Origin of the sequence: Iodobacter fluviatilis (genome assembly GCF_900451195.1) — a bacterium.
In the GTDB taxonomy this organism is placed as follows: Bacteria; Pseudomonadota; Gammaproteobacteria; order Burkholderiales; family Chitinibacteraceae; genus Iodobacter; species Iodobacter fluviatilis.
On sequence record NZ_UGHR01000001.1, the window covers coordinates 2,317,993 to 2,344,735 of the forward strand.

The following is a 26,743-nucleotide window of genomic DNA, read 5'->3' on the forward strand; positions in this document are numbered from 1 at the left end:
TTTTGTCAGCGTTCAATGCAATGTCATTTGCATTGAAGAAAATCGGGCTGCCCAGAGTATTGGTTTTTATTTTTGCAAACCAGTGCATAGTGTTTTTATAAATTCACACTATTGCCTTGTGAGTTTAGAGCTTTGTCAGCTTGTTCGCTTTTTTAGTTCGGGCTGAATGATCGAATTTGTGGCTTTTTTTGCTTAATAAACCGGACGGGGGGGTGGCGCGGTTGTTTTATTTAATTGTTTGATTTTATTTGCTTATATGCACAAAGGGTGGGCTCATTATTTTGAGGGCCTGTGCTGCTTGGTAATGTCTTCACTTTTGTACTAAATTAGATTAGACTGTCCAGTCCAAAATGAGGTGTGGCGATGGTTAAGAGTAAGCTTGCAGAAGATGAATCGGGGCTAGATCCTGTCATTTGTGCTGCTAAGTCTGTTTTTTGTGAAATGGGTTACCGTGCCAGCATTGAAAAAGTGGCCGCCCGGGCAGGCGTGGCAAGGCAGACTATTTATAACCGTTTTGGCTGTAAACAAGCCTTGTTTGAATTGGCGATTGATCACTTTATTGGTGAGATGCTTGCGCCGCTGGCGGTGAATGAAGGGGATGTGCGGGAGCGTTTATTGCGTTTTTCTTTATCGTTTCGCGCGCAAATCATGACGCCGGAATCGGTAAAGGCACATCGGGTACTGACCGGTGAGGCACCGCGCTTTCCAGAATTAGCCCGCCGGCATTTTGAGCTGTGTATTGAGCGCACAGCAAAGCAACTGGCTGCGCAGCTGGAAACTGCCATGCAAGAGGGCGTATTGCGCCCGGCAGACCCTTTTGAAGCGGCCACGTTTTTATTTGACATGTTGGCAGGTTACGATCAGCTGAAATTATTGTTTGGTGGCGAGCCGCCCGATCCTGCAGGGGAAACGGCAAAGGTGACCCGTATTGTAGATATGTTCTTACGCGCATATCAGGTGTAAGTGTTTTGTGGTGTCAGTTAGGGTTCAAGTGTTAAATTGCGGTATTCATGGTAATGAAATGCAATCTCATTACTGTTGAAATTTATAGGCATGAAAAATAATGTCAAATTACAAAGGATTAGGAATGCTTCCTTCGCTTAAAAAAAGTGTGGTTTTAGTTATTGGAGCGGCTAGCTTGCTGGCGGCCTGCGGTAAGCAAGAGGGCGGGCCTGGTGGCGCTGCGGGCGGCATGCCGCCACCTGAAGTCACTGTGGTGACCGCTCAGGCTGGCAGCTCTGCGCTGACTCGTGATTTAAGCGGCCGGATTACCGCAGTGCGCACCGCTGAAGTGCGCGCACGGGTAGACGGTATTTTGGAAAAGCGCTTATTTAACGAAGGCGGCGAAGTGAAAGCAGGCCAATCCTTATTTAAGATTGATTCACGCGTGCTGGAGGCCAATGCCGCCACGGCAAAAGCTGCGCTGGCGAAAGCAAAAGCCAGTGTTTCGATTGCTAAGCAAACGGCCGATCGCTATCGCCAGCTGGTGGGTGAGCAGGGTGTAAGTCGCCAGGAATTTGATCAGGCCGAGACCCAGCTTAAGCAGGCCGAAGCCGAAGTGGCTGCAGCAGAGGCAGAAGTGCGCCGCAGCAGTGTGGATTTGGAATACGCCAGCGTGCAGGCACCGATCAGTGGCCGTATTGGCCGGGCCTTGGTTTCAGAAGGGGCACTGCTGAATAAGGGCACAGGCACACCTCTGGCGCTGATCGAGCAGCTTGATTCGGTTTATGTGGATTTCAACCAGTCTGGAGCTGATCTGCTGCGCTTAAAGCAGCTGGCCAAAGTGGGTAAGCTGAAACAAGCAACGCTGCCGGTTGATTTACTGCTGGAAGATGGCACACCTTACGCGCACGCAGGCAAATTGCTGTTTGCTGAGCAAACCATTGATCCCGCCACGGGCACAGTGACTTTGCGCGCTGAATTCCCGAATCCTGATCACCTCTTGCTGCCAGGTATGTTTGCAACAGTGCGTGTGGCTCAGGGCGCAATGGATGCCACCGTGCGCGTGCCACAGGCCGCGATTGTGTCTTCTCCGCAGGGGCAATTTGTTTATATCGTGGGCGGTGATAATAAAGTGGCACCCGCTCCGGTTAAAACCGGCGGTTTCTCGGGTACGGACTGGATTATTCTGAGCGGCTTAAAGGGCGGCGAACGGGTGATGGTCGATGGTATTCAGAAAGTACGCCCCGGTGCGGTGGTGAATCCGGTGGATGCAGCTGCGGCTAAATCTGCACCTGCATCTGCGACATCTGCTTCTGCCCCTGCAAAAAAATAGATGCTGCTGATGATGCATAAGCATCACTGGTGCATTAGGAGAGTTTATGTTTGCTCGATTTTTTATCGATCGCCCTGTTTTTGCATGGGTGATCGCCATTATTATTGTTTTGGCAGGTTTGCTGGCTTTTAAAAGCTTGCCGATCTCTCAATACCCCGAAGTGGCTCCGCCTGCTTTAACGATTAACGCTACTTATCCTGGTGCTAGTGCACAGGTGATGGAGGAAACAGTTACAGCGCTGATTGAGCAGGAAATGAATGGCCTGGAGAACATGCAATATATGAGCTCCAACAGCGATAGCGCCGGCAATATGGCGATTACGCTGACCTTCAGACCCGGTACAGATTTAGACATCGCCTCGGTAGAAGCGCAAAACCGTGTTAAGCGGGTTGAAGCGCGTTTGCCAAGTGAAGTACGCCAGCAGGGCGTGCAGGTGGTTAAATCGCGTAGTAACTATCTGATGTTTGTCACGCTCTTGTCGCCTGATGGCAGCCACGACAATGTAGCGCTGGGCAGTTATGTGAATTCCAGCGTCATTGATTCGATCCGCCGTGTGCCGGGTGTGGGTGAAGCCATGCTGTTTGGCTCTGAATACGCCATGCGTATCTGGCTGGATCCGGCCAAGCTGACTGGGTTCAAGCTGTCTGCGGCTGAAGCGCTGGCTGCGGTGCGCGCACAAAACGTGCAATTGGCTACGGGTGAGATTGGGCAGTTGCCCGCGCCACCGGGCCAGCAGTTTACGGCAACGGTAGTAACTCAGGGGCGTTATGTTACGGCAGAGCAGTTTGGCAATATTGTGCTGCGCGATGGCAAAAATGGCTCACAGTTACGTTTAAAAGACGTGGCCAGAGTTGAGCTGGGCGCCTCCGATTACAGCGTGCTGGCACGTTTAAATGGCAAGAGTATTGCGGCGATCGGGATTAAGCTCTCCCCGGATGGCAATGCGCTGGAAACAGCTAAGGCGGTGAAGGCCAAGCTGGCAGAGCTGTCTAAGTTCTTTCCTAAGGGCGTGGCTTATGAAGTGCCTTACGATACGTCCAAATTTGTGGATATCTCTATCCATGAAGTAATGAAAACACTGGTCGAAGCGATTGGCCTTGTGTTTGTGGTGATGTATTTATTCTTGGGTAATATCCGCGCGACCTTGATCCCGACCATTGTTGTGCCGATTGCGCTTTTGGGTGCTTTGGTGGGCTTGCAGCTGTTTGGTTATTCGATCAATGTGTTGACGATGTTTGCCATGGTATTGGCCATTGGTATTCTGGTTGACGATGCCATTGTGGTGATCGAAAACGTCGAACGGATTATGTCTGAAGAGGGACTTGCTCCGCGCGAAGCCACGCAAAAAGCGATGGGGCAGATTATCGGCCCGATTATCGCGATTACCCTCGTGCTGACGGCGGTGTTTGTGCCGATGGCGTTTTTCTCGGGCGCGGTGGGCGCGATTTATCGCCAGTTCTCGGTGACTTTAGTGCTGACCATGTTCTTCTCGGCGCTGATGGCTTTAACCTTAACACCGGCACTGTGCGCCACCTTCCTGAAGCCTTTGAAAAAGGGCGAGCATCATGGCACCAAGGGCTTTTTAGGCTGGTTTAACCGTAAGTTTGCCGCCTTAACCATCCGTTATCAGGGCTGGGTAGGCACATGCATTCGTAAAACCGGCTTATCCCTGCTGTTTTTTGCCTTGATTCTGGCCTCTACCGGCTGGCTGATGTCGCGCTTGCCTACGTCTTTCCTGCCTGACGAAGACCAAGGTTACTTTATTAGCGTGGTGCAATTGCCTGCTGGGGCAACACACGAGCGCACGCTGGAAATCGTTCAGCAGGTTGAAGCACACTTTGTGAAGCAGCCTGAAGTGGATCGCGTGATTGCGATTGTGGGTTTCAGCTTCTTTGGCCGTGGCCAGAATGCGGCGCTAGCGTTTGTCACTTTAAAAGACTGGAAAGATCGTCCGCTGCCAAACGATCAGGTTGGCCCAGTGGTGCAACGCGCCAATATGATGTTGTTCCGCATTAAGCAGGCATTTGCATTTGCCACCAATGTGCCGCCGATTCCTGAATTGGCATCGGTGGGCGGTTTTGATTTCCGCTTGCAAGATCGTGCAGGTTTAGGGCGGGACCGTTTGTACGAAGCACGCAATATGCTGCTGGGTATGGCCGCACAAAACAAAGCCCTAGCCGGGGTTCGCCCGGATGGTCAGGAGCCTGGGCAGCAGCTGTTACTTGATGTCAACAAGGTAAAAGCCAGCCAGCTGGGCATTGATATGACCGAGCTGAATAGCACCTTGGCGATTTCACTGGGCTCTGCCTATGTAAACGACTTTGTGCGCGAAGGCCGTATCTTGCGTGTCTTGATGCAAGCCACACCGGAAAGCCGTCTTTCACCAGACGATTTACTTAAGCTGCAAGTTAAAACGCGTGCAGGCAATTTAGTGCCGCTATCTGAAATTGCCGTGGCCAAATGGCAGGCAGGTGCTTCTGCACTTGATCGCTATAACGGCTTACCAGCATTTAAGATTTCGGGTGGCCCGGCTCCGGGTAAAAGCTCGGGCGAGGCGATGGATGCGATGGAAGCCATGGCTAAGCAATTGCCGCCTGGCGTGGGTTTTGAATGGTCGGGTACTTCGTTTGAAGAGCGTTTATCCGGATCACAAGCGCCATTCTTGTTTGGCTTATCGATTTTGATCGTGTTCTTATGCCTTGCTGCGCTTTATGAGAGCTGGTCAATTCCGTTTGCCGTGCTGTGGGTTGTGCCGCTGGGTATCTTTGGTGCGGTGGCCGCCATGACATTGCGCGGCTTGCCAGATGATGTGTACTTTAAGGTGGGGCTGATTGCCATTATTGGTTTGTCGGCAAAGAACGCGATTCTGATTATTGAATTTGCCCGTGATTTGCAGCGCCAGGGCTTGAGTGCGGTCGATGCCACGCTGGAAGCTTGCCGCTTACGCTTCCGCCCAATTCTGATGACCTCCTTTGCTTTTATTGCTGGTGTATTGCCGCTGGCGATGAGTTCGGGTGCTGGTGCGGCAAGCCGCCGTGCTATTGGTACCGGGGTAATGGGCGGGATGATTACGGCTACGGTTTTTGCGGTGTTCCTTGTGCCGGTGTTCTTTGTCGTGGTGCGCCGTTTCTTCCCTGAGAACCCCGTGGTACGCAGCGATGAAATTGCGGACGACCATCGTTAAAAGACTTGCCGGTATTCGAAGGGCTGTACCTCAGTCCTTCGAATCATGACGCGAACCAACAGGTACGAAAAACTGATGAAAAAACAATTAATGTCTAAGACGCTGCTGCTTGCAATGACGCTGGGCTTGGGCGCATGCGCAATGGGGCCGGATTATATTCGCCCGCAAGCACCCGTTGCTAGTGTAGTGGGTAGCCAGCCTGTGGATATGGCTGCGCCGCAATGGGCTAGCTACTTTAGCGACCCTGCCTTGCAAGCGGTGATTGAAAAAGCACTGGCTAATAACCGCGATCTAAAAATTGCCACAGCCAGAATCGAAGAGGCTCGTGCCTTGTATGGCATTCAAAAGGCGGATTTCTTACCTGCCGTGAATGCCAATGGCTCAGCGAGTATCAGCCGCAGCAATCCGGATGCCGATATCAGCCGTCGATATGAGGCAAATCTGGCGCTGCTCTCTTACGAGGTGGATTTTTGGGGGCGTGTGCGTCGTTTAAGCGAAGCGGCCAAAGCCAATTATCTGGCAAGTGAAGAGGCGCAGCAATCGGTACGCAGCACGCTGATTGCCGATGTGGCCAATAGCTATTACAGCGCACAAGCCTTGCAAGCGCGCAGCCGTTTTGCCGAGCAAACCGCTAAGGCGCGGGAAGAAAGCCTGCGCGTGGTAAAACGCCGTGTGGATGTGGGCGTGGCGAACCGTCTTGATTTTTTACAAGCGCAAAGCGCGCAAGACGCGGCCATCAGTGATCACGCGGCCCTTGCCCGCCAAGCCGCGAATGCGCAAACAGCGTTGACGGTTTTGGTGGGTGAAGCGGTGAGCCTGCCTGCGGCCAATTTAAATGCAGAAGTGGTGCAGTTACCAAGTGGTTTAAATTCTAGCGTTTTGCTGGAGCGCCCCGATGTACGCGCTGCTGAGCAAAAGCTGGTGGCGGCCAATGCCAATATCGGCGCAGCACGTGCGGCCTTCTTCCCTAAAGTCACATTAATGGGTAGTGGTGGCGTGGTAAGCAATGAGCTGGAAGATTTATTCTCTGGCGGTAACCGCGCATGGAGTTTTTTACCGCAAATCAGCCTGCCCTTGTTTGATGGTGGCCGCTTACGCGCAGGTGCAGATATTGCCGAAGCGCGCAAAGTGATTGCCGTGGCTGAATATGAAAAAGCCATTCAGCTGGCATTCAAAGACGCGGCCGATGTTTTGTCGGATCAGGCATGGCTGAGCAAGCAATTAACGGCTCAGCAGCGCCTGAGCGACAGGCAGGAGCAGCGACTGAAGCTGGCAGAAGCACGCTATGCATCGGGTTTGGCAGGGTATTTGGATGTGCTAGACGCGCAGCGTGAGTTTTACGCGGCCAGCCAAGGCTTAATCGAAACCCGCCGCGCCCGTTTGGCCGCATCAGCGCAAGCGTTTAAGGCTTTGGGCGGGAAATAATCAGCACTTGATTTGGATCGGTTTTTGTAAGTAAAAACAGCCCCGCTTGGGGCTGTTTTTACTTATATGGCAATTTATTTTTAGGGAATAAATAGCGTCGAATTTCTTACCTGATTAATATTAATTTAAATTAAATTCAAACAGACCCTTCGCTGACTTGATGTAAAAAATGTAACGAATAGCGAGAAGTTAAAAAAATGGGGCGGAAGCGTTTCTTTGGTAAAAGCGAAAATACCCCCTGTTTCCCAACTGCAAATAATGACTATGTGTAGGAACAGGGGGCATTTAAATATTACTTAGCGCTGCAGCTGCCAAGTAGTGTCCATACATTACTGTAAACATCAGGACGTGCGGCATTTGACCACCAGCTTGCCTGATACTTATTGCCCATAAAGCTGACAATATCCATGACTTTATAGGTAACGCTTGCGCTCCATGCCGTAATATTGCCGCAGCCGCTGTCGCCGCCTATTTTGACTAGCTGCGACATGCTGTTACTTTGTCCTGCCGTATCGGTTACGGTGAGGCTGACATTGTAAGTGCCTGCGCTGGCATAGCTGTGGCTTGGAGATTGCTGCGTTGAGCTTGAATTGTCACCAAAGTTCCATGCCCAATTGCTGATGCCTTTGTCGTCAGATGATGTGTCTTTAAAGCTGGCATTCATTCCAACAATATTGCTGCTGAACGAGGCAATAGGTTTTTGGTCACCACCTCCTGTTTCATCGGGAGTGATGCCGGTTTTTTGTGCAATCCATGGCAGGTAGCTGGAGGTGCGGGTGAATGCCGTGGCACCGACGCATGAATTGCCCCAGCTAACAATGCCGATGCTATAGAAATTGCCGTTTTGGGCCGCAACAAATGGCCCACCACTATCGCCATTGCAGGCCGAAACACCACCCGCACCTCCGCCGCAAATCACCGATGCGGGCAGGTTGAAATTCAGCTCACTGCTACAGACCTGATTGCTTATTACCGGTAAATTCACTTCACGAAGCACATCACTCGGGCTGCCTTGATTTCTTGTCAGGCCCCAGCCTGATACGGTGACATTTTTGCCTACGCTGGCAATTTGGTTTTCAATGGCAACAGTAGGTAGTTTGGCTGGTTTAATACTTGCACTGGCGGGGCTTGCAAGTTTTAGTACTGTAATATCCCAGCCTGAACGTATCCCCTGTGCGCCACTCCAGTTTTCATGGGTAATGATTTGGCTGACTCGAATATTTTGCCCGTCACGACGGCTCATGCTATGAGCGCCCACCTGTACCGTCAGTGAGCTGGTCGATGCGCCATCCACGCAATGGGCTGCTGTTAAAACCCAGTTGGGGCTGATTAAGGTGCCACCGCAGCCCTGGCGGCCATTCATGAGTAAGGCAACCTGGTAAGGTCTGGAGTTAGGCGTTGTTTCAATACCCCCTACAATGGTGGGTTTGGCGGGGGTATTACTGGCCGCCATGCTGGAGAATGGCAGCACACATAGTGTGGTGAGTAAGCTTGCAGCTAATCTGAAGTGTTTTTTCATGGTTGTCTCTTCTTTGGTTTTATAAGAGGAAAGGTATAAGCAGGCGCAGACCTGTTCTACCCCCATTTACTGCACCCTCGGTGAGGGGTACTGCATCGTGCCAACGGTGCATGCACTCGTTTAGCGCTCAATACAAATCAGAGGCAAAGCCGTGCCCTGTTTGGTATGCAATAAGCAAACTTGAAAGGTAAGGGAAGAGTTTTTGTTTTTTTATGTCGGACGATTTAAATATGTCAATGGTGTTGACCGAGACTCGACTTACTATAGAAAACATAAAGAAATTGTCAAATAAATGGCGGTTAAAGCATGAAAATCTGACTTTTTCAGCTTAAAAGCTATTTATTCATTTTGCTTTATTGGCTTTGTTGCTAGGGGATAGGCATTAAATGCCATGCGCCCACGGAAAGGCGTATTGATGGGGCGTAATAAACTAAATGAAAAAAGGTAGCAGGAGGGCTGTATTTTGAACTTGGCTTTTAGTTTGCTTTTGTTAAAGACAAAATAAACTGTGCCAGTGAGGATGCAGGTTCGGCATGTGCAGGTAGATTGAAGTGGCAATTTTGTGCATGAAACGCTTGATGTTTTCTATCTTGAGCAAGGATTAAATAGCGTGTACACAGCGGCACAATGTCTTGCCATTGCTCTGTTTGAAGTTGGGCTAATTTCAGTAAATCTGCTTTGGGTGAAGGCTTCCCATTTGGGAAAATGATTTTCCAGCTTTCCAGAAGCGGCTTCATTAGGATGAGTTGTAATAAGGCTAAGAAACTGGCCGCTCCAGGGCCACCAGCGTGCAGCCAGCTGTTGCGGTCAGCGGGGGCCAGCGCGTCCAGCAGCGGCGCAGCAAGGCTTAGTGCTTGGTGCGTGCCGCCAGCTGCCAGCATCCAGCCAAATTGCGCCGCACATTGGGGCTCGCCGGTAAGGGCCAGATCGACATGCTGCCACTGCTGAGCCTGAGCCCATTGGGCACTGAGCAGATAATCATCTAGGCAGGTATGCCCCGCGCTGATTAATAATCCTCCCGGGGGCAAAGCAGGAATCTGGGCCTGCATACCCAAGGGGAGCAGCATAAGCTGCGAAAGCTGAAGGGGATTAAGCCGAGATTGCAATGACTCTAAAATGGCCACAGGGGCAAGAAACAGAACCGGGCCATTTAATAGAGTCATAGGGCTTATTGCTGGCAGTTGTTGATAAGCTGCTTCAGTGCATCGGGATTGATGATTTCAATCAGACGGTTTTGCACTTTAATTAAACCATTTTCCTGGAACTTAGAAAGCGAGCGGCTGACTGTTTCCAGCTTGAGCCCCAAGTAGCTGCCGATTTCTTCACGCGTCATGCGTAAATGAAAGCTGCTGGCCGAATAGCCACGAATGGCGAAACGCTGAGACAGATTCAGCAGAAAGGCGGCAATACGTTCTTCTGCCTTCATATTGCCCAGTAAGAGCATCACGCCATGGTCGCGAACAATTTCCCGGCTCATCAGCTTATAAAAGTGATGTTGCAAAATAGGGATGCGGCGGCTTAATTCTTCCATATCGGTAAAGGGCAGCTCGCAAACTTCGCTGTCTTCCAGCGCAATGGCATCGCAAGTGTGAAGATCTGAGCTGACTGCATCCATGCCCATCAGCTCGCCAGTCATATGAAAGCCTGTGACCTGTTCGCGGCCGTCTTCTGAAATAACACTGGCTTTGAAAAAGCCAAGCCGTATAGCGAACAGGGAACGGAAAGGTTCTCCGGCACGGTAGAGCGCTTCGCCTCGCTTAATGGGCTTGGCCTGGGTGATCAGGGTATCCAGCTCGCGCATTTCTTCTGTAGAAAGACCGATAGGCAGGCAAAGCTCACGCAAGCTGCAATTGACACAGCTTTGGCGAAGATGCTTAAGGCTGAGGTCACGTACGGGGATGTGAGGTGTCGTTGTCATGGGGCGTTTCAATTCGTGTTCTCGATATCACCTAGTATGCACGATTTCCCGTGCAGATTTTGATATCGATCAAGGTTATGAAAAATGAATCTGGGCAAGCTGCACCGATACGATAAAAGGATGAAACAGGATGCTCCAAGATAATGTTGCTGTATTACAGCCACTTGATTTTGATCGAAATTTAATTAGCCAACACAATGGGAAAGGCCCAAGGTATACATCCTACCCCACTGCGGATCGATTTGCTGCAATGGATGCACATACTTATGAGCAAAGTGTTTCGCAGCAACAGCCCGGTACCCGTGTTAAGCCATTATCTTTGTATTTTCACCTGCCATTCTGTAATACCATTTGTTATTACTGCGCCTGTAACAAAGTCATTACCAAGGATCAGAGCAAAGCAGACCAATATCTTAATTATCTCCTTAAAGAGGTAAAATTACAGTCGGCATTATTAACAAAGCGTGGCACGGTTTCACAGTTGCATTTTGGCGGCGGCACGCCTACTTTTTTGACTGATGATCAATTAAGCAGATTAATGGATGGGATTCGCACCCATTTTGATTTAAAGCCCGATGGCGAGTTTTCAATTGAAATTGATCCTCGGAAAGTCAGTGCCGCAACAGTGGCGCATTTAGGTGCCATTGGTTTTAACCGGATGAGTGTGGGTATTCAGGATTTTAATCTGGAAGTTCAGCAGGCGGTGAACCGTGTGCAAAGTGAAGAAGAAACAAGTATCGTCATTGATGCAGCAAGAGCAAATGGTTTTAAATCTGTCAGCATTGATCTGATCTATGGCTTGCCGCACCAAAGTCAGGCCAGTATGCACCAGACCATCGAAAAAGTGATCTCTTTGCGCCCCGACCGGCTGGCATTGTATAGCTACGCTCATTTACCTGAGCGATTTATGCCGCAAAGACGCATTGATGCTGGGCATTTACCCACTACAGAGGGTAAACTCGATATCTTACAAAGTAGTGTGAATCAGCTACTCGCGGCCGGCTATATTTATATCGGTATGGATCATTTTTCCTTGCCGGATGATGCTTTAGCTATTGCCCAAAGGCGTGGTCAATTACACCGTAATTTCCAGGGCTATTCTACCCATGCAGATTGCGATTTGATGGCTTTTGGGGTGTCTGCAATTGGCAAAGTGGCTAATTGTTTTGCTCAGAACGTCAAAGATTTAGATACGTACTATCAGGTTTTAGATACAGATCATCTACCTGTTGAGCGTGGTTTATTAATTAATCACGATGATTTTTTACGTGGCTCAGTGATTCAGTCGCTGATGTGTCAGTTTGAGCTTAGCTTTCAGCCTGTTGAATTGTCTTATTTGATTGATTTTAAAAGTTATTTTGCAGAAGAATTGAAACTGCTTGCGCCTTATGAGCAGGATGGTTTACTTGTATTGAAAAATGACTCAATCACAATCACAGCCAAAGGGCGTTTCTTGGTTCGCTCTATTGCAATGGTTTTTGACCGGTATTTACGCCATGCCGCACCAGCGGGGCGCTATTCAAAGTTGATATAAATGAATGCTTGAATTTGATCTTTTCGCATTGTTTCTTGCCGGCCTCTTAGGGGGCGGGCATTGTGCAGGAATGTGCGGCGGCGTGGTCGCCGCTTTTAGTTTGCAGCTTCCAAATGGTCCCCGCTTGCATTATCACCTTGGTTTTAATTTTGGGCGCTTGCTGGGTTATTGCCTGATTGGTATGCTTGCGGGCTTGCTGGGATCATTATCTGCGCTGCTTTCACTGCAAGGTGTTAAAGCGGGCTTGTATATCTTTGCCAATTTACTGTTGATCTTATTGGGCAGTTATATGGCAGGGTGGTCTTCATTGATTCTGTTTTTAGAAAAAGCAGGGCGCCCTTTATGGGGTAAAATTCAGCCGTATATGCGGCTGTTTTTACCCATTAAGCGCTGGCCGGATACCCTGATTGTCGGAGCGCTTTGGGGCTGGCTTCCCTGTGGCCTAGTCTATACCGCATCATTAAATGCTCTGGCAAGTGCCAGCCCGTGGCACGGAGCTTTAATTATGTTGTCTTTTGGTTTGGGTACACTCCCTAATTTATTATTGATGTCTGCGTTTTCTGAGCAGCTCAGATATTTATTTAAAAACAAATATTTACGCTGGCTGATCGGGGGCGGTTTGATGGCTTTGGGGACGTACAGATTAATTCAGTATGTTTTTTAAGCATAAATAGGATCTTTTATCCTCTTTATGCTTATTAAGAAATTAAATTAATTGACATTTATATAAATAATAATATTCATTGCGTTTTAGTGTAGTGCCTGTTTATAAAAAAGGATTTTCTAGAAAAATGCCTACCCCCATTTTGGTTGTTGATGATTCTGCTATGGCCAGAAAAATGCTGATCAGAGCGTTGCCTGTTAATTGGGATGTTGAAATTACACATGCGTGCAATGGCATTGAAGCACTGGCTGCTTATCGCGCGGGCAAAGCAGATGTTATGTTTTTAGATTTAACCATGCCGCTCTTGGATGGTTATTCTGTACTTGAAACCATGCAAAAAGAGGGGCTGAATAGTTATGTAGTGGTTGTTTCGGCAGATATTCAGCCGCTGGCACGTGAGCGTGTACGACAATTGGGGGCTGCGGCCTTTGTTCAAAAACCAGTGAAAGCTTCTGATATTGAGATTATTTTGCGCGAATATGGAATCGCTTTATGAATGAAGAATTGTTTTTGACTGAAGAGCAAACGGATGCATTGCAAGAAATTACTAATATTGCAATGGGCCGTGCAGGTGCGCAGCTGGCTCAAATTTTAGACACCTTTATTAAGCTGTCCGTTCCCCGCATTAATATTATTCAGTCCTCCTCTGTATCCAGCAATATTTTGAAGATGATTGGCTCTAAAAGCGCTGCAACGGCCATCCGCCAATCATTTAACGGCTCTTTATCGGGTGAAGCGATGGTGGTTTATGACCAGCATGGGTGCAGAAATCTTGCTGATCTGATGGGCTACGATGGCGTGATTGACCGCACTTCTGAGCGCGAGCTGCTTTTGGATGTGGGCAATGTTTTAGTAGGCGCTTGTTTAAATGGGGTGGCTGATTTATTAGGTGCATCGCTGGTTTATTCCGCGCCTACCATTATGGCCGAAAATGTTGAAGTCGATAAGCTGATCAATATTAAGCAAATAACATGGAATTACGCCCTGCTGGTAGAGGTTCATTTCACTTTAGAGATTCGTGATTTCACCTGCCATTTGCTCACTCTTATGCCAGAAGAATCAATTTTGCGATTGCAGCTGGCGATTGATGCGTTTATGGAAAAGATCTGATGCAACAAAGACTCTGTGATTTTATTGTGAATGAAGTGGGCGTTGGTGTTTTTTCACTGGATAAAAACCATCGTATTTTATTGTGGAATCGTTTTATGGCCCAGCATAGCGGCATCAGTGCTGAGCAGGCAATTGGGGCAAATTTATTTGAATTATTCCCTGAGTTACCTCAAAAATGGCTGAGTAAAAAAATTGAAAGTGTTTTTGTGCTGAAGAATTTCGCCTTTACTTCATGGGAGCAAAGGCCTTATTTATTCAAATTTTCACATAATCGCCCCATTACCGGCGGTATGGATTTTATGCAACAAAACACCACGTTTATGCCAGTGCGTAATGACTCAGGGGAAGTGGATGCGGTGACTGTGAATCTGTTTGATGTCACCGATAACGCGATTGCGCAAAATCTATTGCAGGAAGCGATGGGAAAACTGGAAGAGTTTTCTAATCGAGATGGTTTAACCGGTATTTATAACCGCCGTTATCTGGATATGCGCTTCACGCAGGAGCTGGAGCGGATGTCTCGCTACCAGGCCGCTTTTTTTACGGTAATTCTGTTTGACCTTGATCGCTTTAAGCAAGTGAATGATCAGTACGGGCATATTGCAGGCGATGAGGTGCTGCGGGTCGTCTCGTCACGCGTGCTAACCACTTTGCGTGATACGGATGTGTTTGGCCGCTACGGTGGCGAAGAGTTTTTACTTTTACTGCCTCAGACTGATTTGGCCGGTGCAGAAATTGCTGCAGAGCGTATTCGTGAAATCTTATGTTCTTCTCCAGTGCAGGTTGGAGAAACCTATATTCAAATCTCTGCCAGCTTAGGTTTGTCAGCGTGCCATTCTGGCTGCAGTGATCCTCAGAGTGTGATTGAAGAGGCTGATTTGGCGCTTTATGCATCCAAGCAAAACGGGCGTAATCGAGTGACGGTTTTCTCTGCGGATTTACGCGAATCCTGATTTTCTTCTCTTATTAAGCAGAGCCCTTAGGGGCTCTTTTTTTTGGGTTTTTTTTGCATGAATAAAAGCCCAAGTTAAATTTATCAGCAATGTGCACGTAATTTTTTGAAATAATCAACTTCACTATGTCTATAAAGAGTGCAGAGGTGCAGCAATCGCCGCGCCACTCGAATGACATACACGGTGAGGAGAGGCGTCATGGATGTCTTTAATAATTTTGCTGCACGTTATGAGCGCACACGCGAAGAAGAAATGTCACTGCGTGACTATCTTGAGCTGTGCAAACATGATCAGGTCGCTTATGCCACGGCGGCAGAACGCATGCTGATGGCGATTGGTGAACCCGAATTAATTGATACCCGGCTGGATTCAAGCTTGTCGCGTATTTTCCAAAATAAAGTGATCCGTATCTATCCGGCATTTCGTGAGTTTTATGGCATGGAAGAAGTGATTGAGCAGGTCGTTGCTTATTTTCGCCATGCTGCACAGGGGCTTGAAGAAAAGAAACAAATTTTATATTTGCTTGGGCCTGTGGGGGGCGGGAAAAGCTCTATTGCCGAAAAACTAAAAGAATTAATGGAGTGTGTTCCTTTTTATTGCATTAAAGGCTCTCCAGTTAATGAATCGCCTTTGGGTTTGTTTAATGCTGAAGAAGACGGCGCTTTATTGCAGGAGCAATTTGGAATTGAAGGGCGTTATTTAAAAACCATTCCAAGCCCTTGGGCCGTTAAGCGGCTTCATGAATTTAATGGCGATATCAATCAGTTTAGAGTGGTGAAGCGCCACCCTTCGGTATTGCGTCAGGTGGCAATTGCTAAAACTGAGCCGGGCGATGAAAACAATCAGGATATCTCTGCCCTAGTGGGTAAGGTCGATATTCGTAAATTAGAAAAATATGCGCAAGATGATCCCGATGCGTACAGCTATTCTGGCGGACTTTGCCTTGCCAATCAGGGCTTGCTTGAATTTGTAGAAATGTTTAAAGCGCCCATTAAAGTTTTACACCCTTTGCTAACGGCAACGCAGGAAGGTAATTTTAAAGGGACGGAGGGTTTTGGTGCGATTCCTTTTGATGGTGTTGTGCTTGCTCACTCTAATGAATCGGAATGGAAGCAATTTAAAAACAATAAGAATAACGAAGCATTTTTAGATCGTATTTATATTGTAAAAGTCCCTTACTGCCTGAGGGTTAGTGAGGAAGTAAAAATTTATGAGAAATTGGTGCTTAATTCCTCTCTATCAAAAGCACCATGCGCTCCTGGCACTTTAAAAATGATGGCGCAGTTTGCCATTTTATCTCGGCTGCGTGAGCCGGAAAATTCCAGCATTTTTTCAAAAATGTTGGTTTACGATGGTGAAAATTTAAAAGACGTTGATCCCAAGGCAAAATCAATTCAGGAATATCGTGATTTTGCTGGCGTTGATGAGGGGATGAATGGCTTGTCTACCCGGTTTGCTTTTAAGATTTTGTCAAAAGTTTTTAATTTTGATCATGCAGAAGTGGCGGCAAATCCGGTTCATTTACTGTATTTGCTGGAGCAGCAGGTAGAGCGTGAGCAGTTCTCTGCCGAGCTTGAGCAAAAATATATCTCATATATCAAAGAATTTATGGCTTTGAAATATGTTGATTTTATTGGCAAGGAAATTCAGACGGCATATCTTGAAAGCTATTCGGAATACGGTCAGAACATTTTTGACCGCTATGTCACGCTAGCTGATTACTGGATTCAGGATCAGGAGTATCGAGATGCTGATACAGGCGAATCATTTGACCGCACCAGTTTAAATAATGAGCTGGAAAAAATTGAAAAACCGGCAGGCATTTCTAATCCAAAAGACTTCAGAAATGAAATCGTTAATTTTGTTTTGCGGGCCCGCGCTAATAATGGCGGCAATAATCCTGCATGGACTTCTTATGAAAAATTGCGTTCGGTTATTGAGAAAAAAATGTTCTCTAATACCGAAGAATTGCTGCCGGTGATTTCATTTAATGCTAAAGCAAGCCATGATGACGCACGTAAACATGAAGATTTTGTAAACAGGATGGTCAGTAAGGGCTATACGCCCAAGCAGGTCAGATTGTTATGCGAGTGGTATTTAAGAGTGCGTAAATCATCGTAATCCAGTGAGGGGGAGGAGTGGTATCGAGGGTGGCTCGGGATCGCTCCTTGCTTCTCACTCCTCACTGGAGTTGCAAAATGATCCATATGATTGATCGGCGTTTGAATGGCAAAAATAAGTCGGCGATAAATCGGGAGCGATTTCTTCGTCGTTTTAAGGGGCAAATTAAAGAGGCGGTGACACGTGCCGTAAATGGCAGATCTATTACTGATATAGAGCGCGGTGAAAAAGTATCTATTCCGGTCAAAGATATTAATGAGCCGGGTTTCGCCCATGCCCCAGGTGGTATTTGGGAGCGCGTTTTTCCCGGGAATGATCGCTATAGCCGGGGTGATGAAATTGATCGTCCTGATGGCGGTGGGGGGGGCGGGGGAAATGGCGGCGCTGGAAATGGCGGTGATGGCGAGGATGACTTTGTTTTTGAATTAAGCAAAGAAGAGTTTTTAGAATTTTTCTTTGATGATCTTGAATTGCCCAATTTAGTTAAAACGCAATTAAAGCAAAGCATGGTTATGAAGCCTGTCAGGGCTGGGTTTACCTCCGATGGTACGCCAACCAATATCCATGTATTGCGCAGCTTGCGTGCGGCATTAGGGCGGCGTATTGCCTTATCTGCTGGCCCGCTGGAGGAGCTTAATACCCTGCAGGAGCAATTGGATGAATTGCTTGAGACGCAAGGTGAGCGCTCGCAGGAAGTGCAAACCTTGCAGGCTATTATTCGTGAATTAAAAGCAAAATTGGTTTGTATTCCCTATATTGATCCGTTTGATCTGAAGTATACGAATCGTGTTCGGGTGCCGAAGCCAACCACCCAAGCGGTCATGTTTTGTGTAATGGATGTTTCAGGCTCGATGGACGAGGCAAAGAAAGATATTGCAAAGCGATTCTTTATTTTGCTTTATTTATTTCTTGTTCGCGCCTATGAAAAAATTGAGGTGGTCTTTATCCGGCACCATACTCAGGCCACCGAAGTCAATGAGCACGATTTTTTTCATGCAAGGGATACGGGGGGGACCGTTGTTTCATCGGCAATCAAGCTCACCAAGAAAATAATTGATGAACGCTACCCAGATGCCGATTGGAATATTTATGTGGCACAAGCCAGTGATGGGGATAATTGGGATTCTGATTCGCCTCAATGCCGGCAATTATTAAGCGCCGAAATTATGCCGCTGCTGCAATATTATGCTTATGTGGAAATCACCGAGGGGGAGCCGCAAAATCTTTGGTTTGAATATGAAAAAGTGGCCGAACAGCATGCTCACTTTACGATGCGGCGCATTCGTAATCCCGCAGAAATTTGGCCGATATTTAAAGAGCTGTTTAAAAAAGTGAGCGCAAGGGGGGGGGCATGAGTACAAATACACGCCAAAAAAAATCGCGCGCAAAAAAGCTTTTATCAACGGGCTCGGAATGGTCATTTGATTTAATTGATGATTATTATCGGGAAATTGCGCGCGTAGCAAAGCAGTTTGGTCTCGATACTTATCCTAATCAATTGGAGGTGATTTCAGCCGAACAAATGATGGATGCCTATGCCTCCGTAGGTATGCCAGTCATGTATAACCATTGGAGTTACGGTAAGCATTTTTTATCAACGCAAAAATCGTATCAGCGCGGTGCAATGGGGCTGGCCTATGAGATTGTGATTAATTCCAGTCCTTGTATTGCCTATTTGATGGAAGAAAATACCATGACCATGCAGGCGCTTGTCATTGCGCATGCCGCTTTTGGCCATAATTCTTTTTTTAAGGGCAATTATTTATTCAGAAGCTGGACGGATGCAACCGCCATTATTGATTACTTGGTCTTTGCAAAAAATTATATTGCTCAGTGTGAGCAAAGATATGGCGAAGATAAGGTTGAAGAGCTGCTTGATTCTTGCCATGCGCTGATGAATTATGGCGTTGATCGCTATAAACGGCCGCAAAAATTATCGCTCTCATTAGAATTGGCCAAGCAATCGGAGCGGGAGAATTATCAGCAATCGCAAATTAATGAATTATGGCGAACTATCCCTAAGCGAACAGAGGAAGAGAAGGCGCATGAGGAAAGCCGTTTCCCTTCTGAGCCGCAAGAGAATTTGCTGTATTTTATTGAGAAATACGCGCCTTTATTAGCGCCATGGCAAAGAGAAATTGTGCGGATTATTCGCAAAATTGCTCAATACTTTTATCCGCAGCGGCAAACCCAGGTGATGAATGAGGGGTGGGCGACATTCTGGCATTACACATTGCTAAATCAATTGTATGACGAAGGCTTGGTTGATGATGCTTTTATGCTGGAGTTTTTGCATAGCCACACCAATGTGGTGTTTCAGCAGCCTGTAACCAGCAAATGGTTTAACGGGATTAATCCTTATGCCTTGGGTTTTGCTATGTTTCGTGATCTGCGGCGGATTTGTGAGGAGCCTACTGAAGAAGATAAGGTATGGTTTCCGGATTTGGTTAATACCGACTGGAAAAAAACGCTGGATTTTGCAATGCGAAACTTTAAGGATGAAAGTTTTATTTTGCAGTATCTTTCGCCTAAATTAATGCGTGAATTCCGCTTGTTCGCTATTTTAGACGATGACTATTTGCCTAAATTAAAAGTGGCTGCCATTCATGATGATGCAGGCTATCTGGATATCCGGCAAAAATTGGCTGATCAATATAATTTAGCGGGACGTGAGCCTAATATTCAGGTGTACGAGGCTAATACCCAAGGGGATCGTTCATTAACTTTAAGGCATTACCAATATCAGCGCAGGCCTTTAGGAAATAGTGTGCATGAGGTGCTGAAGCATATTTCACGGCTGTGGGGGTTTTCGGTAAAGCTGGAGAGTGTTGATGAAAAGGGAAGGGTTTTGCTTAGTTACGAATGTAAGCTTGAGAAAAGAGGTATTTGATATAAAAAAACGGCAATCGAAAGATTGCCGTTTTCATATGTGAAGCTATTAATTAATCGTAAAGATTAGTTAATACCAACAACAGTAACTTTCACTGCAGCAACGATTTCGTGGTGCAGAGCAAGTTCAACATCGTATTCGCCGATTTGCTTGAAAGGACCATCAGGCAGACGAACTTCAGATTTAGCCACTTCAAAGCCAGCAGCAACGAATGCTTCGGCGATGTCTTGTGTGCTTACTGAACCGAACAGACGGCCATCAACACCGGCTTTTTGTTCGATCGTTACTGCGGAGCCTTCCAGCTTAGCAGCGCGAGCTGTAGCTGCTGCAATGATTTCAGCCTGACGTGCTTCGAGCTCTACACGACGAGCTTCGAATTGTGCCAGGTTAGCTGCAGTTGCGCGTTTTGCTTTACCTTGTGGTACCAGAAAGTTACGTGCGTAACCATCTTTTACGGTAACAACATCACCAAGACCACCTAAGTTTGCTACTTTTTCGAGCAGAATGATTTGCATTTTTATTCTTCTCTCTTAGTGTTGGTCGGTGTATGGCAGAAGCGCAAGCAGACGAGCTACTTTGATTGCTTCAGACAGCTGGCGTTGGAACTTAGCTTTAGTACCAGTGATACGAGCTGGGATGATTTTACCGTTTTCAGAGATAAAGTCTTTTAACAGAGCAATATCTTTGTAATCCACGTGGGCAATGCCTTCGGCGGTAAAGCGGCAGAATTTTTTCCGCTTGAACAGATGACGCGACATGATAAACCTCAATTCAACAATTCAAATTCTTCGAGATGCAACACAAGCTCATTGCGGTAACGATTACTTTTTGCGGCAATAAAACCTTTGCTGGCAAGTCTTTGCCCGATTTGAATGGGTGCAAGTCTTGCTGCAATATCACCGAGTGCCAACATGGCCACTTCACACTCCACCTTGCGGTGTTTACCTGCTTCGGTCTGCTCGGAAAGGTGAGTGATCACAATTTCTAAAACAGGCGTTCCAGCAGGGGTGTAACGTATATCGCTTCGTTTTATAACGGTACCGTCAATAAGTACCCGGTTGCGTTTGTCCAATTTAGTAGTCCATAGCAAGCAAGGCGAAAATTTCGCAGTGCTTACTGTTTACCTTAGGCAGCAGGAACGCCTTCGGCGGCTGGTGTCAGGGACTTGGACTTCTCTTCCTTCATCATTGGGGAAGCTTCAACAACAGCATGTTCTGTGCGCAGAGTGATGTGGCGCAGAACGGCGTCATTGAATTTGAAGGCGTGTTCGAGTTCGTCCAAAATCAATTGGCTGATTTCGACGTTCATCATGACGTAGTGAGCTTTGTGGATCTTTTGGATCGGGTAAGCTAACTGACGACGGCCCCAGTCTTCAAGGCGGTGAATAGCACCACCACCGTTGGTGATCAGGGTCTTGTAGCGATCAATCATCGCTGGAACCTGTTCGCTTTGATCCGGATGCACGATAAATACGATTTCGTAATGTCGCATGACATCTCCTTATGGATGTTAAGCCTGCCGCGTGCGACTACGGTCAGGCAAGGGTTGTTAAGAGGGGCGGATCATACCGGAGAATTGAGCCGGACTCAAGGGATATAAAACGCAGGCACTTAACGTTCGATCTGATCAATCTTGCCGCTGACCGCAGCCCATGTTTCGTGATCGGGGAGCGGATCTTTCTTTTCTACAATGGCATGCCAGATTTTAGACATTTCAGCGTTAAGTTCAATGTAGTCCTGCATGTCAGCCGGAACGTCGTCTTCTGCATAAATCGCTTCAACGGGGCATTCGGCAACACAGAGTGTGCAATCGATACATTCATCAGGATCAATCACTAAAAAATTTGGCCCTTCACGAAAACAGTCTACCGGGCATACATCGACGCAATCCGTGTATTTGCATTTCACACAGGCGTCGGTCACTACGTACGTCATGATTGAATCCTTATATATATTGGGCACTGGTCCTTGAGCTGCACAAAGTTTGGGCAGATCGTCCCTGATTTTAGCAGAGCCCCGTGCTTTAGAAGCAATAAGCTAGTTATTTATAAATAATTAGTAGTGATAATCGGTGCGTGCGATTGTGATTCGTGCTGCGCTAGCATCGTGCCGGCTAGCTGGGCTATTTTGCGATTTTGGATGAGTTTTATCTATGGTTTTATGTTAAGTGGATAGTGCAAGCGGGATGGTTTTCATTAATAAGGATGATTTAATTGATTTGTCTGTTATCGTTTCCGCTCGGGTATTCACCTTATTGTTGCGCTGGGGCTTGAGTGAGGATTTTGGTGTAATGGCAATGGGCGTTATAATTGCTCTGCTCGGATATTTTGTGTTTACCCTTCCTGGGTAATGGATTGATTTTTTTTATCCTGACTTTGGAATAATAAATTTCCGGGCTGACTTTGATTAAATCGTGGTCGGCAAAAAGTGGCTAAGTAAAATCAATGACTTAAGGATGGTCGGTCCGGGATTTTATGATTTTTTCCATACTTCATCAGGGGAAAAACGTGGTATTTAAGTTGAATTTTTGATTTGTGTAGATAACTATTGGAATAGTGCTATATTATTTGCTATATGATTTAAGTGTATTTTTTATTAGCAAATTGATGTATTGCCAGTTTTGCTCTCCTGTTTTTTTGCAGATTTTCAGTCCGGACCGGATATTGAGATGTCTCAAAAAAAAGCAGATTTGCCATCGTGGCGGTATGTGTAAATTAAGTGCATGACTTGCGTCAGGCTTGGCGCAAATGTTATGTTCGTCGGGCTGTAAGCGCTGGGTTTTATATCATACCTGGTTAAAAATAAAGTGAAGTGCTGGGGGAATTGTGCCAATCAAACCGAAACTCAAGGCGTGTGTCCTTGCTCTTATATTGACTTTGCCACCCTCTGCTGGTGCAGTGGGCTTGGGTAGGTTAAACGTGCTTTCCGGGCTTGGTCAGCCATTTCGGGCTGAAATTGATCTGGTTTCAGTTCAGCCAGGGGAATCCGAAAGCTTGCTTGTCCGGCTTGCGTCACCAGAGGCATTTGCCCAAGCACAGGTGGCTTATCCACCTGCGTCGCTAGGTTTGCGTCTGGTTATAGAAAAACGCGCGAATGGGCAGCAATATGTATTAATCAGTTCTGCACAATCTGTGTCTGAGCCTTTTCTGGATCTGCTGGTTGATCTGAACTGGTCTGGAGGCAAAATTCAGCGGGACTATACCGCCTTGATTGATCCGCCGGGTTATCAGAACTCGCGCTCGTCTGCGGGCGCTGAGGCAAAGGCAAACGAGCAGTTTGCGCCATCAGCCTTGCCGGGCACCCGTCGCAAAGGTGCAGTTGCTGCGCCAAGTAAAAAAACCTCATCAGCGGCAAGTCAGGCAGAAAAAGCCAGCGGCGATCAGCAATATAAAGTACAGCCGGGCGATACTTTATCGAGTGTTGCTCGCCAGACTGCTGCTGAGGGCGTCTCACTTGAGCAGATGCTGGTTGGGCTTTACCGGCAAAACCCTGATGCTTTTGATGGCAATATGAATCGTTTGCGCCGGGGTAAGATTTTAAATATTCCAGCTAAAGAAAATTTGCAGGCAGTCCCTGCAAAGGAAGCCGGGCAAGAGGTGCGTTTGCAGTCTAAAGACTGGCAGGCGTATCGCAATAAAGTAGCAGAGTCGGTTCAAAAACGTGCCGCTGTTGCGGGGAATGAGTCTGCAAATGCCGGGCGCATTAGCCCGAAAGTTGAAGAAAAAGTAAAATCAGGTAATGCCAACCAAGATGTGCTTAAGCTCTCTAAGGGTGAAGCGCCTGGTAAGGCGAAGGCTGATCAGCAGGGCGAGCAGGCGCGGATTCGTGCTCTGGAGGAAGAGGTAACTGCACGGCAAAAGGGTTTGGATGAAGCAAATCAGCGCGTCGCAGCACTGCAAAAAAATGTACAGGATATGGAAAAGCTGCTGGCCCTTAAAAGCCGAGCAGGTGTAGAGCTGGCAAGCAAACCAACGGATACGCCTGCCGTGGCCCCTGTTGCCACAGCGGTGCCGGCAGCAGCATCAGTGCCCGTAGCTGAACATGCCTCTGAGGCTGCGGCTATTGCGGGTAGTGCACCTACTGAGCAACCCATTCAGGCGGCTGCCAGCCAGCCTAAAAAACGCCGCGTTATTGCTCCGCCTCCGGCACCCGAGCCAGAGCCCGGCATGATGGATGTAGTGGCTGATAATGCCTTGCCGATTGGTGGCGGGCTGGCTGCGCTTTTATTGGGCGGGGCTGGTCTTTGGTGGGCGCGTCGTCGTAAGCAGGGCTCTGCATTTGCAGACAGCGTACTGACCGGTGGCGATTTAAAGTCCAATACCCTTCTGGGTAATACCGGTGGTGCAGTCATTAGTACTCAGCCCACTGAAAACTCTTTTCTTACTGATTTCAGCCGCCAGGGCTTAGGTACGATTGATACGGATGAGGTTGATCCGATTGCTGAAGCCGAAGTTTATATGGCTTACGATCGTAATGAGCAAGCAGAAGAAATTCTGCGGGATGCACTGCTTAAAGACCCTGCGCGTCATGAAATTCGTATGAAGCTGCTGGAAATATTTGCAGCCAAGAAAGACCCAACATCATACGAAGAAATTGCGGCTGATTTATTTGCCATGACCGGAGGTAAGGGCGCGCAATGGGAGCAAGCGGCATATCAGGGTAGCGTACTGGATCCTGAAAATCCTTTGTACAAACGCATTGAGCCCGCAGTAGCACCTGTTGTGGCAGCCGTGGCAGCCGTGGCTGCCGTCGCGGCTGCACCGCTTGTAAGTCAGGCAATTGCACCCGTGGCTGATGATTTTGATTTGTCTTTTGATGATCCAGCGGCAACTGCACCTTCTGCGGGTGTGAGTGATTTTGATGCTTTGATGAGCGAAGAGATCCCGGATGCACCGCAAGATAAAATACAAAATGATCTGGCTGATTTAGATCTGTCGCTTGATTTTGACATGGGCACAGCGCCTGAGCCTGTGCAGGAGCTTAATCCGTTTGCGGATACTTCGCAGCCGGCTGCTTTATCTTCGCTGGATTTTGATCTACCTGAGGTTACACCTGCTCCTGCAGCAAGTACGCCAGCCCCTGATGATTTTGCGATGGGGATTGACTTTGGCCTAGATGACTTTTTGGTTCCGGAAGAGCCTGCAAAGGTCGCGGCACCAGCCAGTGCGCCTGAATCAGAGAATATGTTATCTCTGGATATGCCAGTCGATTTTGGAAACGCTTTGGAAGCAAGTGCCCCGGCAGATGAGGCGTTTGATCTGGATTTTGATGGTCTGGACAGCATGCCGGAAGCCGCGACAGTACCTGCTGATTTCTCTGCTGAATTGCCTGATCTGGATTTGGGCGTGCTTTCTGCTCCGGAAGTGCCTGTTGCACCAGCAGCAAAGGCGCTGCCTGTGGCTGAGGATGTACTGGAGGCAACAAGTGCAGATGATGGTTTAGGTCTGGATTTTGATTTCTCACTGGATACGCCGCTTGAGGCTTCAGTGCCTGCGGCTTCTGGCGCGGAAGAATCGATTGATCTGGCCGAAATGAATCTGGATTTTGCTGCAGATTCAGGTGCGTCTTCAGATTCATTACTGGAATTTGCCGGGGATGATCCGGTGCAAACCAAAATTGATCTGGCAAAGGCTTATGTTGATATGGGAGACACTGAAGGGGCAAGAGAGATCTTGCAAGAGGCCATTGGTGAAGGTAATCCTGAGCAGCAAAAGCAAGCACAGGCTTTGTTGGGTAATCTTTGATTAGAATTCATTCTGCAAATCAAATTGCAGTCTGGCTTTGGGTGGCGTGCATCCTGCAAGTTTTGCAGGGTGCGCCACTCATTGTTTTTTCTGCCATATGCATTTTTCTGGCCTTTTGTTGTTGCTCTGGGCGCTGCTGGCGCACTTTAAAACGGATGCGTTTCCTGCTCTTGGTCATTACCTTGGTCTATGGCTGGTCCACGCCTGGGCAGTATCTGTGGCCGAGCCGATGGTCTCCCACAGAAGAGGGGCTCTGCTGGGGTTTGCTGCAGCTGGTGCGCCTTCTGGGTGTGCTAGCGGCTTTGCAGCTGTTGTTGTGGCGCTTAAGTTCTGCCCGAATGTTTTCGGGGCTCTATGTGCTCCTCACTCCTTTTACATTCCTTGGGTTCGATCGTGAGCGCTGGGCCCTGCGTTTAAGCCTGACCATGGCTTTTTCGGGTGATCTGCTGCTGCAACAACACGCTTTAAACCGGGAGGGGTTTTTGATGCAATTGGCCGGGGCTGAGCAGCCTTGCGAGTTGCAGGAAGTCTCTATTCTGGTAGAGTCGCTGTCTTTTTTTGATTTGGCGCTGCTTTGGGCCTTGTTTGCCGCAGTGCTGTTCACTTTATTGATGATGGTGTAATGAAATACGCGCTCGCAGTGGAATACGATGGCCGGGCCTTCTATGGCTGGCAAATTCAAAAAGACTTACCGACTGTGCAGGCCGCTTTAGAGGCTGCGCTCAGTCAAATGGCAGGAGAGCCTGTTCAGGTTCATGCCGCTGGCCGCACAGATGCCGGGGTGCACGGGGCCAGACAAATCGTTCATTTTGAAACGGATGTTAATCGCCCATTAACTGCGTGGGTGAGGGGGGTGAACAGCTTTTTGCCTGATACGGTGGCTGTATTGTGGGCTGCGCCCGTACCCGATGCCTTTCATGCGCGCTTTTCTGCCTTTGCTCGTCACTATCGTTATCTGCTGCTCAATCACCCTGTGCGCCCGGCATTATGGTCTGGCCGCATGGGCTGGGCTTTTAATGATCTGGATTTTGCTGCAATGCAAGCCGCAGCCGTGCATCTTTTGGGGCAGCATGATTTTTCAAGCTTCAGAGCGGCGGAGTGCCAAGCTAAAACCCCCGTTAAAACCATGACTAGGGCCCATATTCAGAAAGAAGGCAGTCTGATTATCTGTGATTTCTCTGCAGACGCCTTCCTCCACCATATGGTGCGCAATATTATGGGGGCCTTGCTGCATGTCGGAAAAGGGCATGAATCCCCTGAATGGATGGCTGATTTAATCCTTGCCCGTGACAGAACGAGTGCTCCTCCTACCTTTATGCCAGACGGACTCTATCTTGCTGGTGTAAGCTATCCCCCTGAGTTTGGTCTGGCCAGCGAGCCGGTTTCGCGTCATGGTTTGATTTAAAA

The 26,743-nt window shown here is 47.9% G+C and carries 24 protein-coding genes; 16 read left to right on the forward strand and 8 right to left on the reverse strand.

Translation table 11 applies throughout. The annotated features are described in order from the left end of the window. Positions 1–363: 363 nt before the first annotated feature. The 4 genes from DYD62_RS10610 to DYD62_RS10625 all read left to right on the forward strand — a co-directional run bounded on the left by DYD62_RS10610 (position 364) and on the right by DYD62_RS10625 (position 6,884). A complete protein-coding gene (locus DYD62_RS10610) occupies positions 364–963 on the forward strand; it encodes a TetR/AcrR family transcriptional regulator (protein WP_115227309.1) in 600 nt (199 codons plus the stop codon). Between the two features lie 124 nt (positions 964–1,087). Further along, on the forward strand, positions 1,088–2,275 hold the full coding sequence (locus DYD62_RS10615; RefSeq protein WP_115227310.1) for an efflux RND transporter periplasmic adaptor subunit: 1,188 nt from the start codon (positions 1,088–1,090) through the stop codon (positions 2,273–2,275). A gap of 46 nt (positions 2,276–2,321) precedes the next feature. Continuing rightward, positions 2,322–5,459, forward strand: a complete 3,138-nt coding sequence (locus tag DYD62_RS10620) for an efflux RND transporter permease subunit (RefSeq protein ID WP_115227311.1) — start codon at positions 2,322–2,324, stop codon at positions 5,457–5,459. Between the two features lie 75 nt (positions 5,460–5,534). Beyond that, positions 5,535–6,884: an efflux transporter outer membrane subunit gene (locus tag DYD62_RS10625; protein WP_115227312.1), complete on the forward strand. Its 1,350-nt coding sequence runs from the start codon at positions 5,535–5,537 to the stop codon at positions 6,882–6,884. A 292-nt stretch (positions 6,885–7,176) separates the two neighbouring features. On the opposite strand, the gene DYD62_RS10630 is transcribed toward DYD62_RS10625, so the two are convergent. The 3 genes from DYD62_RS10630 to fnr form a co-directional block, all read right to left on the reverse strand. Further along, entirely contained in the window at positions 7,177–8,403 is a 1,227-nt protein-coding gene (locus tag DYD62_RS10630; protein WP_115228272.1) for a trypsin-like serine protease, read from the reverse strand. A 476-nt stretch (positions 8,404–8,879) separates the two neighbouring features. Next, positions 8,880–9,566 carry a hypothetical protein gene (locus tag DYD62_RS10635; RefSeq protein WP_115227313.1) on the reverse strand — a complete coding sequence of 229 codons (687 nt, stop codon included), beginning with the start codon at positions 9,564–9,566 and terminating at the stop codon, positions 8,880–8,882. 5 nt (positions 9,567–9,571) lie between these two features. After that, entirely contained in the window at positions 9,572–10,321 is a 750-nt protein-coding gene (fnr, locus tag DYD62_RS10640; protein WP_115227314.1) for a fumarate/nitrate reduction transcriptional regulator Fnr, read from the reverse strand. Between the two features lie 130 nt (positions 10,322–10,451). Here fnr and hemN point away from each other — a divergent pair, with 130 nt between their 5' ends. The 8 genes from hemN (at position 10,452) to DYD62_RS10680 (ending at position 19,593) form a co-directional block, all read left to right on the forward strand. Next, positions 10,452–11,855, forward strand: coding sequence for an oxygen-independent coproporphyrinogen III oxidase (gene hemN / locus DYD62_RS10645; protein WP_115227315.1), 1,404 nt, complete (start codon positions 10,452–10,454; stop codon positions 11,853–11,855). Positions 11,856–11,859: 4 nt separating this feature from the next. Next, positions 11,860–12,519 (forward strand): sulfite exporter TauE/SafE family protein, encoded by a 660-nt coding sequence (locus tag DYD62_RS10650; protein WP_115227316.1) that lies wholly within the window; start codon positions 11,860–11,862, stop codon positions 12,517–12,519. 127 nt (positions 12,520–12,646) lie between these two features. Further along, positions 12,647–13,015 (forward strand): response regulator, encoded by a 369-nt coding sequence (locus tag DYD62_RS10655; RefSeq protein WP_099398764.1) that lies wholly within the window; start codon positions 12,647–12,649, stop codon positions 13,013–13,015. Beyond that, positions 13,012–13,629: a chemotaxis protein CheC gene (locus DYD62_RS10660; protein ID WP_115227317.1), complete on the forward strand. Its 618-nt coding sequence runs from the start codon at positions 13,012–13,014 to the stop codon at positions 13,627–13,629. Before DYD62_RS10655 ends, DYD62_RS10660 begins: the two co-directional genes overlap by 4 nt. Then, on the forward strand, positions 13,629–14,582 hold the full coding sequence (locus DYD62_RS10665) for a GGDEF domain-containing protein (RefSeq protein WP_115227318.1): 954 nt from the start codon (positions 13,629–13,631) through the stop codon (positions 14,580–14,582). Before DYD62_RS10660 ends, DYD62_RS10665 begins: the two co-directional genes overlap by 1 nt. 198 nt (positions 14,583–14,780) lie before the next feature. Beyond that, positions 14,781–16,703: a PrkA family serine protein kinase gene (locus DYD62_RS10670; protein WP_099399448.1), complete on the forward strand. Its 1,923-nt coding sequence runs from the start codon at positions 14,781–14,783 to the stop codon at positions 16,701–16,703. Between the two features lie 77 nt (positions 16,704–16,780). Next, positions 16,781–18,058, forward strand: a complete 1,278-nt coding sequence (locus DYD62_RS10675) for a YeaH/YhbH family protein (RefSeq protein WP_099399449.1) — start codon at positions 16,781–16,783, stop codon at positions 18,056–18,058. Continuing rightward, positions 18,055–19,593, forward strand: a complete 1,539-nt coding sequence (locus tag DYD62_RS10680) for a SpoVR family protein (protein WP_115227319.1) — start codon at positions 18,055–18,057, stop codon at positions 19,591–19,593. The genes DYD62_RS10675 and DYD62_RS10680 overlap by 4 nt, the downstream gene beginning before the upstream one ends. Before the next feature lie 65 nt (positions 19,594–19,658). On the opposite strand, the gene rplI is transcribed toward DYD62_RS10680, so the two are convergent. From rplI to fdxA, 5 genes are all read right to left on the reverse strand, one after another. Further along, positions 19,659–20,108 (reverse strand): 50S ribosomal protein L9, encoded by a 450-nt coding sequence (gene rplI, locus DYD62_RS10685; RefSeq protein WP_115227320.1) that lies wholly within the window; start codon positions 20,106–20,108, stop codon positions 19,659–19,661. 15 nt (positions 20,109–20,123) lie between these two features. Further along, positions 20,124–20,351, reverse strand: coding sequence for a 30S ribosomal protein S18 (gene rpsR, locus DYD62_RS10690; RefSeq protein WP_046351876.1), 228 nt, complete (start codon positions 20,349–20,351; stop codon positions 20,124–20,126). An 8-nt stretch (positions 20,352–20,359) separates the two neighbouring features. After that, the gene (gene priB / locus DYD62_RS10695; RefSeq protein WP_165928650.1) at positions 20,360–20,665 is read right to left on the reverse strand and encodes a primosomal replication protein N; all 306 of its coding nucleotides are present in this window, start codon (positions 20,663–20,665) and stop codon (positions 20,360–20,362) included. A gap of 53 nt (positions 20,666–20,718) precedes the next feature. Then, a complete protein-coding gene (gene rpsF, locus DYD62_RS10700) occupies positions 20,719–21,084 on the reverse strand; it encodes a 30S ribosomal protein S6 (protein ID WP_046351878.1) in 366 nt (121 codons plus the stop codon). A gap of 119 nt (positions 21,085–21,203) precedes the next feature. Further along, positions 21,204–21,527 carry a ferredoxin FdxA gene (gene fdxA / locus DYD62_RS10705; protein WP_115227322.1) on the reverse strand — a complete coding sequence of 108 codons (324 nt, stop codon included), beginning with the start codon at positions 21,525–21,527 and terminating at the stop codon, positions 21,204–21,206. 232 nt (positions 21,528–21,759) lie between these two features. On the opposite strand from fdxA, the gene DYD62_RS23435 reads away from it, so the two are divergent. From DYD62_RS23435 to truA, 4 genes are all read left to right on the forward strand, one after another. Further along, positions 21,760–21,942: a hypothetical protein gene (locus DYD62_RS23435; RefSeq protein WP_132038651.1), complete on the forward strand. Its 183-nt coding sequence runs from the start codon at positions 21,760–21,762 to the stop codon at positions 21,940–21,942. Positions 21,943–22,462: 520 nt separating this feature from the next. Next, positions 22,463–25,336, forward strand: a complete 2,874-nt coding sequence (locus DYD62_RS10710) for a motility hub landmark protein FimV (protein ID WP_132038650.1) — start codon at positions 22,463–22,465, stop codon at positions 25,334–25,336. Further along, entirely contained in the window at positions 25,333–25,959 is a 627-nt protein-coding gene (locus DYD62_RS10715; protein ID WP_115227324.1) for an energy-coupling factor transporter transmembrane component T family protein, read from the forward strand. The genes DYD62_RS10710 and DYD62_RS10715 overlap by 4 nt, the downstream gene beginning before the upstream one ends. Beyond that, positions 25,959–26,741, forward strand: coding sequence for a tRNA pseudouridine(38-40) synthase TruA (gene truA / locus DYD62_RS10720; RefSeq protein WP_115227325.1), 783 nt, complete (start codon positions 25,959–25,961; stop codon positions 26,739–26,741). Before DYD62_RS10715 ends, truA begins: the two co-directional genes overlap by 1 nt. Positions 26,742–26,743 lie beyond the last annotated feature (2 nt).

Excerpts from the sequence above, each read along its gene's own strand:
- DYD62_RS10610 (WP_115227309.1), top strand. The coding sequence starts at position 364 with ATGGTTAAGAGTAAGCTTGCAGAAGATGAATCGGGGCTAGATCCTGTC.
- DYD62_RS10615 (WP_115227310.1), top strand. The coding sequence starts at position 1,088 with ATGCTTCCTTCGCTTAAAAAAAGTGTGGTTTTAGTTATTGGAGCGGCT.
- DYD62_RS10620 (WP_115227311.1), top strand. The coding sequence starts at position 2,322 with ATGTTTGCTCGATTTTTTATCGATCGCCCTGTTTTTGCATGGGTGATC.
- DYD62_RS10625 (WP_115227312.1), top strand. The coding sequence starts at position 5,535 with ATGAAAAAACAATTAATGTCTAAGACGCTGCTGCTTGCAATGACGCTG.
- DYD62_RS10630 (WP_115228272.1), bottom strand. The coding sequence starts at position 8,403 with ATGAAAAAACACTTCAGATTAGCTGCAAGCTTACTCACCACACTATGT.
- DYD62_RS10635 (WP_115227313.1), bottom strand. The coding sequence starts at position 9,566 with ATGACTCTATTAAATGGCCCGGTTCTGTTTCTTGCCCCTGTGGCCATT.
- fnr (WP_115227314.1), bottom strand. The coding sequence starts at position 10,321 with ATGACAACGACACCTCACATCCCCGTACGTGACCTCAGCCTTAAGCAT.
- hemN (WP_115227315.1), top strand. The coding sequence starts at position 10,452 with ATGCTCCAAGATAATGTTGCTGTATTACAGCCACTTGATTTTGATCGA.
- DYD62_RS10650 (WP_115227316.1), top strand. The coding sequence starts at position 11,860 with ATGCTTGAATTTGATCTTTTCGCATTGTTTCTTGCCGGCCTCTTAGGG.
- DYD62_RS10655 (WP_099398764.1), top strand. The coding sequence starts at position 12,647 with ATGCCTACCCCCATTTTGGTTGTTGATGATTCTGCTATGGCCAGAAAA.
- DYD62_RS10660 (WP_115227317.1), top strand. The coding sequence starts at position 13,012 with ATGAATGAAGAATTGTTTTTGACTGAAGAGCAAACGGATGCATTGCAA.
- DYD62_RS10665 (WP_115227318.1), top strand. The coding sequence starts at position 13,629 with ATGCAACAAAGACTCTGTGATTTTATTGTGAATGAAGTGGGCGTTGGT.
- DYD62_RS10670 (WP_099399448.1), top strand. The coding sequence starts at position 14,781 with ATGGATGTCTTTAATAATTTTGCTGCACGTTATGAGCGCACACGCGAA.
- DYD62_RS10675 (WP_099399449.1), top strand. The coding sequence starts at position 16,781 with ATGATCCATATGATTGATCGGCGTTTGAATGGCAAAAATAAGTCGGCG.
- DYD62_RS10680 (WP_115227319.1), top strand. The coding sequence starts at position 18,055 with ATGAGTACAAATACACGCCAAAAAAAATCGCGCGCAAAAAAGCTTTTA.
- rplI (WP_115227320.1), bottom strand. The coding sequence starts at position 20,108 with ATGCAAATCATTCTGCTCGAAAAAGTAGCAAACTTAGGTGGTCTTGGT.
- rpsR (WP_046351876.1), bottom strand. The coding sequence starts at position 20,351 with ATGTCGCGTCATCTGTTCAAGCGGAAAAAATTCTGCCGCTTTACCGCC.
- rpsF (WP_046351878.1), bottom strand. The coding sequence starts at position 21,084 with ATGCGACATTACGAAATCGTATTTATCGTGCATCCGGATCAAAGCGAA.
- fdxA (WP_115227322.1), bottom strand. The coding sequence starts at position 21,527 with ATGACGTACGTAGTGACCGACGCCTGTGTGAAATGCAAATACACGGAT.
- truA (WP_115227325.1), top strand. The coding sequence starts at position 25,959 with ATGAAATACGCGCTCGCAGTGGAATACGATGGCCGGGCCTTCTATGGC.